The organism is Olsenella sp. Marseille-P4559 (assembly GCF_900605015.1).
Classification (GTDB): Bacteria; Actinomycetota; Coriobacteriia; order Coriobacteriales; family Atopobiaceae; genus Tractidigestivibacter.
This window is the reverse complement of the sequence record NZ_LR027573.1, coordinates 286,118-303,417: the sequence shown is the minus strand read 5'-3', so window position 1 is coordinate 303,417 and position 17,300 is coordinate 286,118. Positions and strand designations below refer to the sequence as shown.

Annotated in this window: 20 protein-coding genes and 1 tRNA gene; 5 read left to right on the top strand and 16 right to left on the bottom strand. The window is 65.0% G+C overall.

The window, feature by feature from the left end; all coding sequences use genetic code 11:
* Positions 1-559: 559 nt before the first annotated feature.
* The 3 genes from E0E00_RS14230 (at position 560) to E0E00_RS15270 (ending at position 2,995) form a co-directional block, all read left to right on the top strand.
* Complete coding sequence (locus tag E0E00_RS14230; protein WP_371683374.1) at positions 560-1,576, top strand: ATP-binding protein; 1,017 nt, start codon at positions 560-562, stop codon at positions 1,574-1,576.
* 277 nt (positions 1,577-1,853) lie between these two features.
* Complete coding sequence (locus E0E00_RS01355) at positions 1,854-2,480, top strand: hypothetical protein (RefSeq protein ID WP_130810707.1); 627 nt, start codon at positions 1,854-1,856, stop codon at positions 2,478-2,480.
* Positions 2,481-2,524: 44 nt separating this feature from the next.
* Positions 2,525-2,995 carry a transposase gene (locus E0E00_RS15270; protein WP_165443486.1) on the top strand — a complete coding sequence of 157 codons (471 nt, stop codon included), beginning with the start codon at positions 2,525-2,527 and terminating at the stop codon, positions 2,993-2,995.
* A 76-nt stretch (positions 2,996-3,071) separates the two neighbouring features.
* On the opposite strand, the gene E0E00_RS01345 is transcribed toward E0E00_RS15270, so the two are convergent.
* The 3 genes from E0E00_RS01345 to E0E00_RS01335 all read right to left on the bottom strand — a co-directional run bounded on the left by E0E00_RS01345 (position 3,072) and on the right by E0E00_RS01335 (position 5,418).
* Positions 3,072-4,067, bottom strand: coding sequence for an ORF6N domain-containing protein (locus tag E0E00_RS01345; protein WP_130810705.1), 996 nt, complete (start codon positions 4,065-4,067; stop codon positions 3,072-3,074).
* Positions 4,068-4,144: 77 nt separating this feature from the next.
* A complete protein-coding gene (locus E0E00_RS01340) occupies positions 4,145-4,921 on the bottom strand; it encodes a site-specific integrase (protein WP_130810703.1) in 777 nt (258 codons plus the stop codon).
* Positions 4,922-4,950: 29 nt separating this feature from the next.
* The gene (locus tag E0E00_RS01335; protein WP_130810701.1) at positions 4,951-5,418 is read right to left on the bottom strand and encodes a hypothetical protein; all 468 of its coding nucleotides are present in this window, start codon (positions 5,416-5,418) and stop codon (positions 4,951-4,953) included.
* Between the two features lie 232 nt (positions 5,419-5,650).
* On the opposite strand from E0E00_RS01335, the gene E0E00_RS14225 reads away from it, so the two are divergent.
* Positions 5,651-5,734 (top strand) — tRNA-OTHER (locus E0E00_RS14225).
* Positions 5,735-5,845: 111 nt separating this feature from the next.
* On the opposite strand, the gene E0E00_RS01330 is transcribed toward E0E00_RS14225, so the two are convergent.
* The 13 genes from E0E00_RS01330 to E0E00_RS01290 all read right to left on the bottom strand — a co-directional run bounded on the left by E0E00_RS01330 (position 5,846) and on the right by E0E00_RS01290 (position 15,465).
* Complete coding sequence (locus E0E00_RS01330) at positions 5,846-6,157, bottom strand: DUF3784 domain-containing protein (protein WP_242622150.1); 312 nt, start codon at positions 6,155-6,157, stop codon at positions 5,846-5,848.
* A gap of 278 nt (positions 6,158-6,435) precedes the next feature.
* On the bottom strand, positions 6,436-7,746 hold the full coding sequence (locus E0E00_RS01325) for a prolyl oligopeptidase family serine peptidase (RefSeq protein ID WP_130810696.1): 1,311 nt from the start codon (positions 7,744-7,746) through the stop codon (positions 6,436-6,438).
* Positions 7,747-7,828: 82 nt separating this feature from the next.
* A complete protein-coding gene (locus E0E00_RS01320; RefSeq protein WP_130810694.1) occupies positions 7,829-9,319 on the bottom strand; it encodes a glycerol kinase in 1,491 nt (496 codons plus the stop codon).
* Between the two features lie 2 nt (positions 9,320-9,321).
* A complete protein-coding gene (locus E0E00_RS01315) occupies positions 9,322-10,269 on the bottom strand; it encodes a transketolase family protein (protein WP_130810692.1) in 948 nt (315 codons plus the stop codon).
* Positions 10,262-11,098, bottom strand: coding sequence for a transketolase (locus E0E00_RS01310; RefSeq protein WP_207302602.1), 837 nt, complete (start codon positions 11,096-11,098; stop codon positions 10,262-10,264). The genes E0E00_RS01315 and E0E00_RS01310 overlap by 8 nt, the downstream gene beginning before the upstream one ends.
* Before the next feature lies 1 nt (position 11,099).
* Positions 11,100-11,891, bottom strand: a complete 792-nt coding sequence (locus tag E0E00_RS01305; protein WP_242622086.1) for an L-fucose/L-arabinose isomerase family protein — start codon at positions 11,889-11,891, stop codon at positions 11,100-11,102.
* A 333-nt stretch (positions 11,892-12,224) separates the two neighbouring features.
* Positions 12,225-12,341, bottom strand: a complete 117-nt coding sequence (locus tag E0E00_RS14855; protein WP_242622085.1) for a DUF6219 family protein — start codon at positions 12,339-12,341, stop codon at positions 12,225-12,227.
* Between the two features lie 86 nt (positions 12,342-12,427).
* Positions 12,428-12,550 carry a hypothetical protein gene (locus tag E0E00_RS15125; RefSeq protein WP_256386393.1) on the bottom strand — a complete coding sequence of 41 codons (123 nt, stop codon included), beginning with the start codon at positions 12,548-12,550 and terminating at the stop codon, positions 12,428-12,430.
* Positions 12,551-12,643: 93 nt separating this feature from the next.
* A complete protein-coding gene (locus E0E00_RS14850) occupies positions 12,644-12,790 on the bottom strand; it encodes a hypothetical protein (RefSeq protein ID WP_242622084.1) in 147 nt (48 codons plus the stop codon).
* Between the two features lie 2 nt (positions 12,791-12,792).
* Positions 12,793-13,161 (bottom strand): ribonucleotide-diphosphate reductase subunit beta, encoded by a 369-nt coding sequence (locus E0E00_RS14845; protein WP_242622083.1) that lies wholly within the window; start codon positions 13,159-13,161, stop codon positions 12,793-12,795.
* Between the two features lie 66 nt (positions 13,162-13,227).
* Positions 13,228-13,356 carry a hypothetical protein gene (locus tag E0E00_RS15120; RefSeq protein ID WP_256386392.1) on the bottom strand — a complete coding sequence of 43 codons (129 nt, stop codon included), beginning with the start codon at positions 13,354-13,356 and terminating at the stop codon, positions 13,228-13,230.
* Positions 13,357-13,411: 55 nt separating this feature from the next.
* Positions 13,412-13,840: a hypothetical protein gene (locus E0E00_RS01295; RefSeq protein ID WP_130810690.1), complete on the bottom strand. Its 429-nt coding sequence runs from the start codon at positions 13,838-13,840 to the stop codon at positions 13,412-13,414.
* Between the two features lie 104 nt (positions 13,841-13,944).
* Positions 13,945-15,465: a DEAD/DEAH box helicase gene (locus tag E0E00_RS01290; protein ID WP_130810688.1), complete on the bottom strand. Its 1,521-nt coding sequence runs from the start codon at positions 15,463-15,465 to the stop codon at positions 13,945-13,947.
* 211 nt (positions 15,466-15,676) lie between these two features.
* Between E0E00_RS01290 and E0E00_RS01285 the strand changes: the two genes are divergently transcribed.
* The gene (locus tag E0E00_RS01285) at positions 15,677-17,218 is read left to right on the top strand and encodes a DUF438 domain-containing protein (protein WP_130810686.1); all 1,542 of its coding nucleotides are present in this window, start codon (positions 15,677-15,679) and stop codon (positions 17,216-17,218) included.
* Positions 17,219-17,300: the final 82 nt, after the last annotated feature.

Here is a 17,300-nt window from a genome sequence, read left to right as displayed (position 1 = left end):
GCCCAGCCGCGAGCCCGCGGGGACGCCGGAAGCGGCGATGGTCCGCTTGCCTGACCGGCGAAAGAACATTGGCGCGATTGGCGCCTGAAAGTTGTGCGGATTGGTGATTTCCTAATTGACGCTAACAGGGGCGCTCTCGCCGCTGCCGCCGGCCGCGTTCCCGTGCGCCGGGCGGGAGACGGGGAGGTGCGGCAGGCAGGGCACCCTCGCGCTCGGGGGCGCGCGCCGCCACTCCGCCGGGCCCGCCTGCGCACGCTGCGGGGTCGCCGTCGCCCTGGGGGCCTCCGACGTCACGGTCTGCGACGTCTCCACCGGCGAGGCGGTCGCCACCCACGGGCGCCAGCGGGGCGGGGCGCCGACCGACAGCCCCGACCCGACGCCGCGGCCGGGGCTGCCGTGCACGGGGCCTGCCGGATGGAGGGGCTCGGGCGTCAGGGCGTCGCCCCCCGAAGGGCCCGCCGCCTCCCCCGGCGGCGAGCCGGCAGGCAGCCTGGAGGCCGACCCCGGGGTGCTGCGCGACGAGGGCGCCGAGAGGGGCTGGGGCGCGGCCGTCGAGGGCATGGCGCGCCCGCTGGCGGCGACAGGCGGTCCCGACCGCGCGACCGCCTCCCCCTCCGCCGCCAGGGCGGCAGCCGGAGACGAGCGCGCCGGGTACGGCGAGGAGGTCGGCCTGGGCGCCTGCGACGGGGCGCCGAGGCTGCTCGGGGGGGTGGCCGGCATGCCGCGGACGGGCCCGGGGCGCGGGGCCCCGCAGGCCGCCTCCCGTGGGGCGGCCGGGGCGCCCTCCGTGTCGGGCGACACGATGGATGCCCTCCTCGCCTCCGCGACGCCGGGGCGGGCGGCGGCATGCACGGCGACGCCCGGGTCGGAGACCGCCCGCCGCGACAGGGCGAAGGGGGCGAGGCCGCTCCGGCAGGCGGGGTTCCCCGTGCCCAGGGCGCCCGACGCCTTCGACCGGCCGGACGCGGCCCTCCCCGACGGCTGGGGGCGCGACGGGACGTGCTCGCTGGCATTCGCGCGCGACGCCGGGGACCTCGCCTCCCGCGGCCGGACGGGGCGCGGCAGGGCCCACATGGCCACGGCCCTCGGCATCGCGGCGGCCTCGGCGGGCCACCCGGCGGGGCTCTGGCAGGCCGCGCGGCCGGTGCCCCGGCTGGGGAAGGCCAGGGGGGAGAGCACGCCCGACGGGCCGCTCGCGGACGTCGCCAGGGCAAGGCCCCCCGTCCTGGGCGAGTCCGGCTGCGCGCCCCTTGACGCGGGCGGCGCAGGGCTGCCCTGCCAGGTGACCTCCGAGAGCTACGAGGGGAGGGGCGCCACATCCGCCGCCGACGCCGGGTCCGGCCGGTGGGGCACGGCCCTCGCCGACGGCAGGCCCGCGGCCGCGGTCGTGGGCCGCGTCGCGCGCCACGGCAGGCCCGTGGGGTCCGGCGGACCCAGCCACAGGCCCGGGGAGGGCCTCATGCTGGGGAAGCCTGGGAGGTGGGGACGGCGGCGCGCCCGTGACGAGACCCGAAGAAGTCTCATGCGCGGACCCGAAAGGAATCCGCGCTCAAAACCAAAAGTCAGGCTTGACTAAACACACAAGCGAGCCCGCGAACGGAGGGGAGGCCCCACCGACTGGGTCGCTGCGCCCCAAACGGGGGCCGTGCGAGCCTCCCTCGGCGCCCGGCATGGCCCGGTCGGGCCGCCAGTGCCAGCTCCCTCCCATCGCCGCCGGGGACGGGGGTGCCGGATTGCGGGAGCCGGCTTGCGCCGCTCTCGACGCCAGCGGCGGCACCTGCGGAAGGCGTCGCACTCACGACGGGCCCAAGGCACAGGGGCGTGTCATCGGCGGGCGCAGGACAGGGCGGACGATGGCAGGGGAGAGGCTTGGGGCGCGCGGCAAGGCGAAGCCCAGAAGGGCCTGCGGCCCCTATGGGGGCGAGGCCCCAAGGCATCCCGGTGACAAGGCCCGCCAGGGCTTCGGGGCCGGACCTCCCGACCTCCTGTGGCCCACCGATGCCGCGCGGCCCTCGATGCCAGCCGGCAGGCTCTGCCTGGGCCCGGTCTCGGACCGCTTCGGCGGCGCCACCGCAAGCCGGGCGGCCCCGGCCTCCCCCGACGCCGAAGTGGCCGGCCCCACGCTCGAGGCGGCCTTGGCCACCACGGCGGCCGGAGGGCGCCGCCATCCTGCGACCCGTTCGGGCTGCGGCCGTCGCTGCCGCTGGCCTGGGTGGATCCCCGTCTGCGCGAAGGCCGGCACCACACGCCCCATGCCACGCAAGGGGCGCAGCCCTGACGACCCTCGCATGGGGGGCCTCCTCGGCACCATGGAGGCCGGGATGCTCCATGGCAGGGACTGGGCGGGCGCCGCATCGGATGAGCCCAGGGAGAAGACAGGCGCCTGTATGGAACGTCACGACAAGACGAGGGCCAAGCGCCCGCTGGGCTCGATGAGCCCCCTACAACACAGGCAGAGCTTGGGCCTGGCAGCCTGGTAGCAAGGTGCGGAAAAACGATACCACCCCCTTTGCGTCACTTCTTAGTGAACATCAACAAGCTCGTCGGGGGCGTCCCCGCGCCCACGGCCTTCTCCGTCGCCGTCGAGTGCGGCGACCTGTCCCGCTTCCGCTCGGCGAGGGCCCTCATGTCCCTCGTCGGGCTCGTGCCCCCGGAGTCCTCGAGCGGCGAGTCGGCGAGCAGGGGCGGGATCACGAGGGCCGGGAACCCCCACGTGAGGAGGCTGCTCGTGGAGGCCGCCTGGCGCCACGAGAGGCCGCCCGGGTGCTCGCCGCCGCGGCCTCGTAGGGGGCCGCCCTCCCGCCGCCGGCGGCGACGACGGCCCGTGGGGGGATCCGCGAGATTCCTATGCGAGGCCTGCGCCGACAGGCGTGACTGGACGGGCGGCAACCCCCAGCCGGAGAGTCGGAATGCGTTAGCCAACACGCGGATGTCAGACTCGCACACGCGCGTCCATGGGACCATGCCAGGGACGCCGCCGGCGGCGGGAGGGTGACAGGGAACAACGAAAAGGGGACCCGCACCGGCGGGCCCCCAGTTGTCGATTACCGCTTGACAGTGAAACTCTCATATCAGAAACGCGGAAGAGCCTTATCTTCTCCTTGGCCCAGCCTCTCCAGGATTGCTTGCACAATTTCGTTGTCCTCGATCCTCGTGATGCCGAAGGCCTTCTTGCCCGCATCCTTGAGGGATGCGCCGACGAGGCAGGCTTCCATGCCGTCGAGGATGAGGAAGCGGTCGTGGAAGGACTCCGTGCGCCTGACCGTGAGCTCGGGATACTGCGCGTTGAAGGTTTCGACGTCCTTGGCGGTGAGCCTCGCCTTGGGATGGGTCCAGATGGTAACGGCCACGCCCTCGTTCTTCTTCGCCAGGATGTTGAGGGTCCCCGCGTCGGTGTAGCCGTCGATAAGGATGATTGACTCTTTTGCACGTTGCACGAGGGAGACCAAGAGCTCAAACGCGTCCCAGACCTGGCCCTCGAAGAAGACCTTCTGCGTGGGCTCCTCGTGGGCGTCCATGTAGTCGAAGACGCGCTCGAAGCGCTCGTCCATGCTGTCGAGGCGGGCATCGGTCCTCTGCTGGTAGGCGATCTGGTGTCGTTCCATGTCGCGGATCTGCCCGAACATGGTCGCGTTTGAGGCTATGAAGTGGCGCATCTCCACGAAGGCATTCATGATGCGGACGCTGACGTCGATTGCCGTGTTGCTGCGCAGGACAGCCGAAAGCATGGAGACGCCCTGCTCGGTGAAGACGCGGGGTGGCTTTCTTCTTCCGCCCCAACCGTCCTCACTTGAAGTCACAATTTGTGACTTCAAGTTTTCGACTTCCTGCTTTGCCAGCCTGAAGCAGAAACCCTCGGGGAATCGCCGTGGGTTCCTACTCACCGCCTGATTGAGAACTTTTGTCTCCACTCCATATAATTCGGCTAGGTCGCTGTCGAGCATGACCTGGTGGCCTCGGACGATGTAGATGAGGCTTCGTATCTGGGCGTCCGTGACGGGGACTATATAGGCTGACTCATCTTCCGATGCGTTCGTACCAGTCACCCTGCTCTCGTCCTCTTCCATGTTGCCCCTTCCCATCTTGAAGCCACAGATTGTGACTTCAAGATTGTATCAACGTGCCGCCTCTCCCGTCTTCGAGGTCACAGTCTGTGATCTCGAAGGGACGCATTCTCTAAGGTCACATTCCGTGACCTTACGCCGCGCCTGCCTGCCAGGTCCTGGCCTGGGCGAGCATGGCTTCGAGCTGGTCCGCCGTGAAGGTGAGGCCTTGGGGCTGCGGGGCGGGCTCGTTGCCGAAGAGGTCGCACTCGATGGGCGAGGCCGCCGCCATGTTCACGTCGAAGCAGGCGGTCGACCTTGGAGACTGCCGCCTTCTTGGCGTCCGGGTCCACGTCGGCGTAGATGTTGAGGGTCATGGACACGCTTGCGTGGCCCAGGTAGCTCGCCACCGTGCGGACGTCCGTGCCCGCCGCGATCATCATGGTGGCGAAGGTGTGCCTGAGGTCGTGGAAGGTGCAGCGGAAGCCGTTCATCTTGCAGAAGGCGGCGAAGTCCTTGCCGAGCTGGGTGGGTTGTAGGGTCGGCTCTCCGGCTCCTGGGTGCCCAGGACGAAGGAGTCGCCCGAGAGGCCGAACTCGGCTGCGCGGCGCAGCCACTCCGCCCGCATGGACCTGAGCGTTTGGAAGGTGTGGCGGGTGAGGGGGGATCGTCCGCTCCGAGCTGTCCGTCTTGGGCTCCTTGAGGTAGAAGCCGCCCTCGGCGTTGCCCAGGGCGTGGGAGACCGTGATCGTTCCGTCATCGCCCAGGTCGGACCACCTGAGGGCGCAGACCTCGCCGCGCCTCATGCCGGTGGTGAGCGCGAGCTCTATGGCCATGCCGAGCGGGGAGGGCTGGGCCGCCACCGCCAGGCGCATCATGCGGGTGCGGTCGTCTCGGTTGAGGGCGTTTATTGGCGTCTTGACCCGCTTGGGCGGCTTGCAGAAGTCGCAGGGGTTCTTGGTGATGAGGTCTTGGGCCTCATGGCCTGCTTGAGCAGGCGGAAGGGCTTGGCCACGCTCTTGGGCGCGCAGCCGTCCTTGGTCATGCGGGCCATCCAGTCGTTCACCGTGCCGATGGTGACCGACGTGAGCCTCTCCGTGCCGATGTACTTGGCTATGAGCTTCGCCTGGCCGCGGTAGTCGCGGACCGCGGAGGGCTCGATTGTCCCGGACTGCTCCTTGTAGTCCACGAAGCTCTCCATGAACTCGCGCACGGTCATGCCCGTGGCCAGCGTCCCGCCCTTGCGCTCAAGGTCGAGGATCAGCTCGTCGCGCCTCTTGGCGGCCTGTTTCTCGGTCTTGCCCTCCACCGTGTGGTAGCTGCGCACGACCTCGCCCGTGAGCGGGTTGGTATGGGAGAGGCTAACCTCCCACATGTCCGTGCCCCGGCGGCGCCTCATGCTGCGGGTGGTGTAGTTGAGCTCTCTGACATTGTCTTGCTCCCTTCGCGTGTGTGCCGAGGCCACCATTTGACCACCATTTGACCACCAAACGTGACCACCAAATGACCACCAACGCGTTGTTGGAAGTAGTGAAAAACGTGACGAGCCATGCAAAGAGGGGTTGGGAAGAACACGAGTCCTCCACCTCTGAGCTGGCCTTTTGGAAGCGGGGGCAAACGCTGGGCCTGACGACGAGCGCCCCGGGTTCACTCATAACCCGAAGGTCGTAGGTTCAAATCCTACCCCCGCGACCAAGAACAAAGCCCTGAACCGTACAAACAGTTCAGGGCTTCTTCTTTCCCAATGGGTCGAAACTAGCGAAAGCAACGGTATCGGTAACAGTATCGCGGGTAGCTTACAGCTACTTCTTGCACCTCGTGTTCGCGAGGTAGACCATAGCAGCGCAATCGACCCCAATGATGGCAATCGCCACGTACACGAATGCCGTAGGGACCCTCTCCCCCAGTAGCGCCAAGACGAAAATGACGAGTGTGGCCACGAGCATCCCCCCGCCCATGACCCGGAGCAGCTTTTTCTCATCCACCGTCTCCCTCTCCGCCTCGGTGGCCGTGTTGTAGCCTGCGATGAGGCTTGCCCCGTGGCCGGACAGGAAGGCGACGGTCATGGCGGCGAACGCCGCGAATATGACCCACAGCATGATACGTGCGAACATGTCGCTCACCTCGAACTCTTCCGCTTGGCCCCTTGCCCATTATATACCTGACGGCCCTTGCCCCCCATTCGGGCTGCGTGCCCTTCTCCGTGGCGTCCCCGTTGGCCATCGTCGGCATCTTGCGGGCGGCCTTGGCCGTTGTGGTAGACATAATCGTCCGTGGAGTCCGGAAGCGGTGCAGAGAGAAGAGCGCCCCCTATGGAATGATGCGGTCAGAAAAGAGAGGCCCGGCTCATCAGGAGCCGAGCCGCCTGTGTACGGAAGCGTGTTTTCTGAGCCTACGTCAGCCGATGGAGACCGACCCATTGCCAGAGGGTGACGGGGGCACCGCCCATCAGCACGTTCGTGCCATCGAGCTCCGCCTTTATCGTGTCGTGATAGGCAGGAATCCAGACGAAGTGGCCGATGTAGCGCTGGGGCTGGCCGAACTTGTCATGGTAGCGCCCAGTCTCGTCCTCGATGTGGTCGAAGCAGGTGATATGCACGTCTGTGGCGCCGAGTTTCTTGAGTCTCCCATAGTCTGCCAAGGCATGGATATCTGCCGTCACAATCGGGTCGTCAGCAGACTGCACGAACCAGAGGGGCGTCTTGGCAATCGATTCCATCTCGTCGTCTGTTGCCAGGGATGCCACCCATGGTGCGCAGACGGGGACGCCTGCGGCAAAGAATCCCGGATAGTCTGCCACCAGTCTCATGGTCATGAATCCGCCGTTCGAGAGTCCGCCCACGTAGATGCGCTCGTGGTCGATATTGGGATGCGCTTCTATGAACTCGTCGATCAAGGTCTTCAGCGCCTTCGTGTAGATGGACTTGTTGTCATCTGCGATTTCTCCCGAACCTGAGTCCATCCAGTAGGTCGGGCTCGAAGGGGCAAGGATGTAGGCGGCACCGCCGAGCTTTTCTTGGATGTCAGGGGAGGAGAGTGCCGTCACGCGGTTGCCCATGACGGTACGGTAGGGCTCCTGTCCCTCTCCTGCACCATGGAGCCAGACGAGGAGTGGTACCTTCTCGACAGGAGGAAGCGGACGTGCTGCACGTGCGGCATTGACGGCAACGAGATCGGGCGTGAAGAAGCCATAGTTCATATCGATATCGTCGAATATGCCGGTGCCGGTAAGGTCCCAGCCTGCAAGGTCGGGGCAGACATCTCCCGTATCGATATCAAACAGCATGCCTACAAGCGGAGCCTCGCCTGGCGTCTCTGCGGGAATCGCCTTCGTCTGCGTGATGCGGAAGCTCATTGCACGGATATAGCCACGGGTGAGCGCTCCATCGATCCTCTTTGTGAGGCGCTCTTCGGGGAGCTCGAGCGCGATGTAGGAGCCTTCTGCTTTGTGGTTGCCCTCTCCGTCAGAGGCATAGGCGGAGAGCACATCCACATAGCCCTTGGAAAGGAAGGCCTGCTTGTCGGTGTGATGCTCCTTTGCAAGCACCACTTCGCCGGTTTCTGCATCCTTGCGCTCCACATAGACGCTGAAGCCGTCCTTGTCTACAAACTCTGCTCGTACCTTCTCGGGGAGCTCGAGGATGAGCCTCGAGACATAGGGCCCCATATCGGCGGCCGAAGTGAAGGTCTTGTATCCAGCCATGCATATCCCCCTTCCTGTGCGGCAGGGCCAGCTCCCTGCCGACCCTGCACCGTCTACCCGCTGCTTGTTCTACCCAGATGGGTCAGCTATGGCAGCAGGCCTGCCGAAGGGCCGCCTGCCAGCCTGCGCGCTTGCTCTTCCTCATCGCGTCCGCCATCTGGGGCATGTAGGTCTCATGTCCGTACCGCTCGTGAATCGCATTCGTGGTCCAGAGGTCAGCTGCACGTCCTGCCACGAAGGCAGCGCCTGCAGCAGAGAGCTCGGCGAGCTTCGAGACCTCGACCGATGCTTTTGCCATGTCTGCCTGGAACTGCATGAGGCAGGCATTCTTCGTGACGCCGCCGTCAGCCCTGAGCGCCTCCAAGGCAAGGCCAGTATCGGCGCGGAGCGCATCGAGCACATCCGCTATCTGGTAGGGAATGCACTCGGTGCAGGCCTTCGCGATCTCTGCCCTACCGGTGAGCGTCGTGACGCCCGTGAGCATGCCCGTGGCGGCGCTGTCCCACCAGGGGGCGCCGAGGCCCGTGAATGCAGGGACGAAGTAGCTCCTGTCGTTCGGGTTGGCCTCGCGGATGAGCCCCTCGAGCTCGTCAGGGCTCTGAATCATATGCACCCGGTCCTTCAGCCAAGTGACGACGGCACCTGTGTAGTTGAGGTTTCCCTCGAGCACATAGGAGAGCTTCCCTTCGAGGCTCCAGGCAATGCTCGAGACAAGGCCATGCGTGTTCCGGATGGGGGCATCTCCTGCCATGAGCATGACAGAGGAGCCGGTACCGTAGGTTGCCTTCACCTGTCCCGGCTTAAGGCAGTCCTGGGCAGCAAGCGCCGCCTGGGAGTCTCCGAGCATCGCATGGAGCGGGATGGGATTTGAGAGCGTGCCGTTGAAGTCCGAGACGCCGAAGAGGGCATCGGACGGCAGCACCTTAGGGAGCGCTGCACGGGGAATGCCGAAGAGATCGAGGAGCCCTTCGTCCCATTGAGCTGTCTCGAGGTTCAGGAGCTGCGTCCTTGTGGCATTCGAAGGCTCTGTCACGAAGGGATGGCCTTCGCAGAGGCTGTAGGCGAGCCAGGAGTCGATCGTGCCGAAGCAGAGCGTGCCGGCCTTTGCAGCTTCAGCGACTGCCGGCACGTTCTTGAGCATCCAGGACATCTTTGCTGCCGAGAAGTAGGGAGAAAGAGCGAGGCCCGAGCGCCCCTGGACGAACTCTACGGCTCCGGGATGTGCCTCTTCCAGCTCGTCGCAGAGCGCAGCGGCGCGTCCGTACTGCCAGACGATTGCGTGTGCCAGGGGACGTCCTGTGGTCCTGTCCCAAGCAAGGCAGGTCTCGCGCTGGTTCGAGATGCCGAAGGCAGCGATGTCTTCGGCTGTGGCTCCTGCGTCTGCCATCACGGCTGCCACGCAGGAGCAGACGTTTCGGAGGACCTCCTCTGCGTCATGCTCGACCCAGCCGCGCTCATCCACATACTGGGTATGGGGATGGGAGGTCTTCGTAAGAAGGGAGCCGTCTTCCTCGAAGAGGAGTGCCTTCGTGCCCTGTGTGGACTGGTCTATCGCAAGGATTAGCCCGCCCATCGCTACTGTGCTGCCTTCCCGAGAAGCTGTGTGGCAGAGGAAGCGATGCCTTCTGCATCGAGACCGTAGTAGGCAAAGACTTCCTTCGAGGTGCCGGTCACGACCGGGGCATCGGGAAGCGAGAGGTTCTGGACAAGGCGGGGGCAGGAGGAGGCGACCGTCTGGGCGACGCGTGCACCGAGGCCTCCATAGGGCGAGTGCTCCTCGACGGTGAGGACAGCCTTCGCATTCTGGGCAGCCTTCACGACCGCCTCCTCGTCGAGCGGCCTCACGCAGTACATGTCGAGGACGGCGGCAGAGATGCCCTGCCTCTCGAGGAGAACGGCAGCATCAAGCGCGGAGCGCACGAACTCGCCGGTGGCGACGATTGCGATGTCGGTACCCCCTTTGAGCCAGGTTGCCTTGTCCATCTCGAAAGGGCAGGAATCCTCGCTGTAGACGTCCTCGACAGGATTGCGGCCCACGCGGATGTAGGCTGGGTGCTCGTCCTCGAGCAGGGCGCCGAAGAGCCGTGCCGTCTGGAAGCGGTCGCTCGGGAGGTAGACGCGCATGTTCGGTATGGCAGACATGGCAGCGATGTCCTGTGCCGAGTGATGGGACATGCCGAGCGCACCATAGGAGATGCCGCCGGAGATGCAGATGAGCTTCACGTTCGTGTCAGAGTAGGCGCAATCGACCTTTGCCTGCTCGTAGGAGCGGGTCGTGAGGAAGCTTGCGGGGCTTGCTGCGAAGGGCTTCTTGCCGCAGGAGGCAAGGCCGGCAGCGATGCCGACAAGGTCCCGCTCGGCGATGCCGACCTCGATGGCCTGCTTCGGGAACCTGTCAAAGAAGGGCGCAAGCGAGGCCGAGCCCCTCGAGTCGGAGCAGAGGACACAGACATCCCTGTCTTTTTCGGCAGCTTCCATCAGCACATCACAGATGGCCTGCTTGTTCGCGATCTTGTTAGGCATGGCACTCCTCCTTGTGCGCGGCGAAATCGGCCGAGATCTGGGCATGCTCTTCTGCCGTCGGCAGGTGGTGGTGCCAGGATGCCTTGTCCTCCATGATGGGGGAGCCAAAGCCCTTCGTGGCGTTGGCAATGATCACGGTCGGCTTGCCCTTGGCCTTCTGAGCCAGGGTGAAAGCGGCGTCGAGGGCGGTGAGGTCGTTGCCGGGAATGGAGATCACATTCCACCCGAAGGCGGCCCAACGTTCCTGTTGGGGGTCCTGCCGCATGACGTCCTCAGTGGAGCCAGAGATCTGCAGACGGTTGCGATCGACCAGGGCACACAGGTTGTCGAGGGCATAGCTGCCGCCGCTCATGGCCCCCTCCCACACGGAGCCCTCGGCCAGCTCGCCGTCGCCAAGGAACACATACGTGCGATAGGAGCGGCCGTCCATCCGAGCGGCAAGCGCCATACCCACAGCGACGGGAAGGCCATGTCCCAGAGAGCCCGAGTTCGTCTCGATGCCGGGAAGCTCGTTGTTTGGGTGTCCGATGTAGGGGCTCTTGAACTTCGAGAAGCGTGCCTTCACGTCATCGAGGTCGAGGAAACCCTTGTGGCAGAGCACGGCGTAGTAGGCCTCCATCGCATGGCCCTTGGAGAGGACGAAGCGGTCGCGGTCGGGATCTCCCACCGTCTGAGGCGTGATTCTCAGATGGTTCTCGTAGAGGACCATGAGGGCATCGATCACGGACATGTCGCCGCCTATGTGTCCGCCGCCTCCGGCCATGATGATGTCCACACAGTCCTGGCGCAGCTCCCAGCGCAGGCGTTCCAGCTCGGCAATGTCCGCCACCCTACTCACCCCTCAGGTATGCCTTGACGTCTTCCTCGATCGGGTCGTACAGGTCGGGTGTGATGCCCAGGTACTTGCAGGCCTCGTAGAGCACAGGCACGACATCGTCGTGGATGCCGGCACAATGATGGATGTAGGGACCTTCCACGATCTTTGCCTCGAGGCGCTTGATGTTTGCCACGCGGACCCAGAGGTAGGTGCCCATGCCCTTGGGGCCATCGATGCCTTCTGCCGTGCCGAGCAGGAGCGAGTACTTGCCGTTGTCGCCGTCGAAGCGGGCAAGCGTGACCTCGCCGTGCCTGGCCTCGGCCGTGAGGGCGCCGTTGTAATCGAACGCCAGGGGAACGGTGATCGTGGGCCTCTCCCTAGCGACGCTGCAGGGCCACGGCCCACAGTGCTGCAGGAGTTCGCCATTGGGCTCGTCGGGGTGACGGATGGTCCAGTCAGCGAAGAAGGAGCGCTTGCGGCCCATGTCAGCAGCCTCGACCATCAGGCTGGTGATGGCACCGTGCACATCGGTCTCGCAGGTGATGGGCGTGCCCTCCTCGTTGAGGATGGAGTTTGCCGCACAGGGCATGATGCCCAGCTCATGCTGGAGCTCGTTCCAGCACTGGATGCAGCCGGCCGTGCAGTGATACTTCTTGAGCATGCGGCGCATGGCCACTGCCATGGCAGCGATGGTGCGTACCTGCTCGTCCGTGCAGCTCTGCTCGAAGTGCTCGGCAATCCGGGCAAGTTGCTTCTCGACGTCCGAGGTGCCGTCCCCGGCGTCTTCTGCTGGCGCCGCCTTCACGCCACGCCGGCACGCACGCCTGCAGACTGTCCTCCGCCGCCAAGCCGAAACATCGATGTACGGGCCGTGCTTCTGCACGGTATCCGAGGATATGAGAATGGGCAGGGATGCCCGCATGTCTCATGCTGCAGGACGCGTCCGCAGCGGCATTCGACGAACATCGTTCATCCTTGCAGTTCAGGAAGCCTCAGAGGCACCTGTTCCACGACCGCATTGCCGCTTGACAGGGGTTCGGGTCATATGAGGAATGGCGCATGAATCAGCTCATGAAAGTCCACGAACGCAATCTCCTGCGGCGACACAATCGATGCGACAGGAGGTCGCCGGCTCCCGCTACTCCTTGGCCATTTCCCAGCCGGTGATGATGGTCATAGCCATGCAGAAGAGCGTGAGAACTGCGAAGTACCTGTGTGCCTTCATGGAAACCTCCCGTATGTTGGTGATAGGCATGAGTCTAAGCTCAGGACCTACCTGTGCGGCTAGCCCTTTCGGACGCATTGGATTTGTCACCCGTGGTGCCGGTGACCACATGCCTCCTACAGGTCGTCTACGTACAGGTCGTCTACGAGTGCGGTCGACTTGGCATAGGCCGTGGATCGCGCCTCGAAAAAGTCCGTCTTCACCATGTTGGCGTTGCTGTATTGCGAAACCCACGCCATGTCCGTCGACTCCTCGACAAACTCCGGTCAAAAGGTGCCAAAGCTATGGAAGCTCCAGCTCAGATTCCCCAGGTAGTGGATGTAGTCAGAGACCTACTGGCCCGTGAGGCCAGGGATGTCCTCGCCAATAGCGTAGGCGCCCCACGTAATCTCCTGGCGTACGTCCTCCACAAGCATCTCCTGCGGCTCGGCCACGGCAGCCTCGGAGAAGATCTGCGGCTCTTCTCGCTGCAGCTCCAAGATCATATTGCGGAAAGCCAGAGGTGGGTGTTCTCGTCCAGATTGATGTAGCGAATCTCCTGCGCGCTACCAGGTATCTTGTCGTTTCTTGCCAGGCTGTAGGAGAATATGAAGTCCGAGTAGAAATGCACGCCCTCAAGGATGAAGTTCGCCATCATCACGCGCAGCAGCGCGGGTGCGCCCCTGCGCTCCTGGAACTCGTTGTAGAGGTTGCCGATGAAGGTGTTTCTCGCCAGCAGGTGCTCGTCGGTTTTCCACTGATAGAGGATGTCGTTGCGCTGTCCGGGGCTGCAGATGGTGTCGAACATGTACAAGTAGCCCTGCGAGTGCACGCACTCCTGGAACGTCTGGATGTGTAGGCACAGGTTCACCTCGTTGGCCGTGATGTACTCGCCCGCGTTGGGGAGGCTGGCGTTTGACTGCAGCCGGGACTTGGCCTAGCTGGAGCCGCTCTCGCACTCCTCGACCTCGAGCGCCTTGCTCCACACGCAGTAGATGGTCTTCACGCTATCGCGCCAGGCCTCGACGGCGGGGCGGTTGATGCGCTCTGATGCGTTTGGACACACGAAGACGGGCCCAGGATTAGCCCAGGCCCCGCACGAGAACGTGAGAACTCCGCTGCTAGCCGCGCGGCATCTCCACAAGCTGCGCGTTTGACTTCTCGTCATCCCCGGACTCGAGGGTTGCGAGCGAGCGGTAGAGCCATGCGGCGGCATCAGGCGAGAGGGCCTCGGCGTCTGCGCTGGCAGCAAAGGTGAGCAGCGCATCGAGAAGCTGCTTGCCGGCAGGGGAGAGAACAGCGATGTCTGTTCCGGCGTGGGCGGGCACGCCGCGATGGCCGCTCACGTGCTCAACAAAGCCGCGCACCTGGTCAAGGCGCTGCGGAAGGTCGGCAGGGGGCTCGGCAAGGCCGGCGGCGCTGAGGGCGTCAACCACAACCTGCGCGGGGGTCCCACAAGGGACAAAGCCGGGCGCGTCGTCCATTGCTGCCGTGATGGTTGCACCGAGGGCAACCGTCGCCCTGGCAAGCTCGCTCTGCATTTCGTTCATGTGCTGCTCCTCTACGAGGTACGGTTTGGTGGAGTCAGGATACGAGAGTAAAGACCAGCGCACTGTTGTAGTTGCAACTCCTACTGCAAATCGTCGTGGGCAGGTCAGGACTGGCGACGAGCCATGCCGCCGTGGTCTCCGGGATGCCGACGGAGCCGCGGTGTTTCAGCTGGGCTCGTGGCCTGCGGTTTCTTTGCCTGGGAGCGCTGCTTCGGCGTAGCCTTTCTGCGCTGGCGGGTGGCCTTGGGCTTTCTGGTCGGTGCACCTTCTTTTGTCGGGCGACCCTTCTTGGCTCCGCGCCGCGGCTGCGCACCCCTCTCGTCTAACGTGTGGGCAACGCGTGCCGCCTTGCGCCCATCGACGATCTTCTTGCGCTCCTTCTTGCCGGGGAGGCGGTCGGTGGGCTTGCGGTCGGGGTCAAGCCTCAAGGGGTCGTCTCCCAGCGAGACGCCTTGGGCGCGCGGGTAGATGGGGATGTTCCTGCCCATGAGCTTCTCGATGTCGCGCAGGTCGAACTCCTCTTCCGGCGAGGCAAACGTGAGCGCCCATCCGTACTCACCGGCGCGCCCCGTGCGGCCAATGCGGTGGATGTAGTCCTCGGCGTCGCTGGGGACGTCGAGGTTTGCCACGTAGGCAACGTCGGGGATATCGATGCCGCGCGCAAGCACGTCTGTGGCGACAAGGACACCCACCTCGCCATCCGAGAAACGCTTGAGCGCGCTTGCCCGCTGGTTCTGGCTGCGGTTTCCGTGGATGGGCGCGCATTCGACGCCCGCCTTGCGCAGTCGTCGGCACACGGCGTCGGCACGGTGCTTGCCGCGCGTGAACACGATTACGCGCTCGGACCCCTCGCGGTGCAGCACCTCTAACAGCGCGGAGACCTTCGCCTCGTACGAGATGGGAAGCACGAACTGCTCGATCGTCTCGGCAGCCGTGCCCCTGTGGGCAATCTCCACGCGCACGGGGTCGTGTACCAGAGATTTTGTGTTGTCCAGCACGTCGTCGGAGAGCGTTGCCGAGAAGAGCAGCGTTTGGCGGCGGGTTGGCGCGCGCGACACGATGCGGCGCATGTCGGGGAGAAACCCCATGTCGAGCATGCGGTCCGCCTCGTCGAGGACGAGCACCTCTACCTGCGAGAGGTCGCAGTCACCCGAGCCGATGAGGTCGATCAGGCGCCCGGGCGTGGCCACGAGCAGGTCGCACCCGCTATGGAGCGCTGCGCGCTGTGGCTCGTAGGTGACGCCGCCCACAAGCACCGTTGCCGTGTGACCCGTGTGCGTGCAGATGGCCCTCGCGACGTCCTCTATCTGGGTGGCAAGCTCGCGCGTGGGCGTGACTACGAGCATGAGTGGACCCTTGCCGTGGGCTGCGTGGCCGAGGCGGTCGAGCGTGGGGAGAAGAAACGCCGCTGTCTTGCCGGTGCCCGTCTGGGCTGCCGCCATAACGTCTTGACCCGCGAGGACGCAAGGGATCGATGCCGCCTGTACGGGCGTGGGGGCCACGTAGCCCATGTCTACGACGGCGGCGATCGCGCGCGCGGAGAGCCCGAGGGCGTCGAAGGTGGTGGGGAGGTTCTTCTCGGCGTGCGAAGCGTTCTTGCTCTGGCTTTGGTGGCGCTTGGCCATGTGGCGGTGCTCCTATCAACTGCGGTTGCGTGCAGTTGACAAGCTTACGCGATTCCTGCGCCCCACACGAAAGAGACAAGGTGACAGTCCCTCTGTCTCGTTTTCAAATGTTGCGGTGGCAACAGTTCGTTATGGTTAACACTCCTATACTGCAATGCGAGAAGACAAATGGCCGCAGCCCACGCCGCAGCCACTTAGCTAGGAGGCACATATGGCCACAGACCTCGACCTTTCCAAAAGCGTCCACGACCTCGCGCAGGAGAATCCCGGCTTTACCGACGTGATGGCAGGCCTCGGCTTCACCGACATCGCCAAGCCTGCAGCGCTCAATACCGTTGGCCGCGTGATGACCGTGCCCAAGGGCTGCGCCATCAAGGGAATCTCCCTCGAGGATGCCGTGCGTGCCTTCGAGGAGGCCGGCTTCACGGTTTCGGGCGTCGCGCCGGTGCCGGCGTCCGCCGCTGCCTCGGTGCCTGCCACAGCCCCTGCGTCGGAAGCCGCTGCACCCGCCCCTCGCGGCCAGAAGGTCGAAGGCCTTGACGAGGAGGGACGCGCCAAGCTGCTGCAGAGCTATGTCGCGCGCCTCTCGGCCGGCGAGGCGCTCGAGTCCGTGCGCGCAGACTTCGTGGCCAACTTCGAGGGTGTAGACGCCGGGGAGATTGCCCGAGCCGAGCAGGGCCTCATCCAGGGCGGCGTGAAGATTGACGACGTGCAGCGCCTGTGCGACGTGCACTCCGCACTCTTCCACGGTGCCACGCGCGAGGAGCGCATCGCCAACGCCGAAGATGCCGTGATGGGCTCGCTCGCCAAGGGCGCAAACGACTTCACCACCAGGGTGCTCTCGCGCACGCCGGGCCATCCGGTTCGCGTCTTTACCCTGGAGAACCAGGCCATCTCTGCCCAGATTGAGCACACGCGCGCGGCGCTTGCCGGCACGGGCGCAGCAGACGAGCTGCGTACCCTATCCAAGCTGGGCATTCACTACGCCAAGAAGGGCGACCTCATCTACCCTGCGCTCAAGGTGCGCCACGGCTACTCCGGTCCGTCGGACGTCATGTGGGGTGTGGACGACGAGATTCGCGCAGAGCTGCGCGCGCTTCTCGACGCAAGCGACCACGATGCGGGATGGCACGAGCGCGTCGAGAAGGTCCTCACTCGCGCCGAGGAGATGGTCTACAAGGAGACGAACATCCTGCTCCCGCTATGCGCCCAGAACTTCACCAATGACGAGTGGCTGCAGATGTACGCCGACATGAGGGGCTATGACCTGTGCCTCATCGACGATGCTGGCACATGGGGGATAGGCGAGGACTTCATCCAGCGCCGCGCCGCGTCCTTCGGGGCTGCGCCCGCGGTCTCCACGCCCGGCGAGATTCACCTTCCTACCGGCCACTTCACGTCCGAGCAGCTCGACGCCATGCTCAACACCATTCCGCTCGAGATCACGTTCATCGACGGTCAGGACGTCAACCGTTACTGGAATGATGACGGCGAGAAGAAGCTCTTCAAGCGCCCGTCATCGGCGCTGGACCGCGAGGTGTGGTCGTGCCATCCTCCCAAGGTGCAGCCCATGGTGAGACGGGTGATTTCTTCGCTCAAGAGCGGCGAGCAGGACTCCGTTGACATCTGGATGCAGAAGGAGGGCGAGCCCGTGCTCGTGCGCTATATGGCCGTTCGCGACCGCATGGGCGCCTACCTTGGCACCATGGAGGTCGTCCAGCGCATGGGGTTTGCCGAGAAGCACTTTGCATGAGACAAGGGGACCGTCCCCTTGCCTCATACGCTACCATGTAGCCTGGCCACGCGGGCGGCCCTCCAAGCAGTCCCAGGTAAAA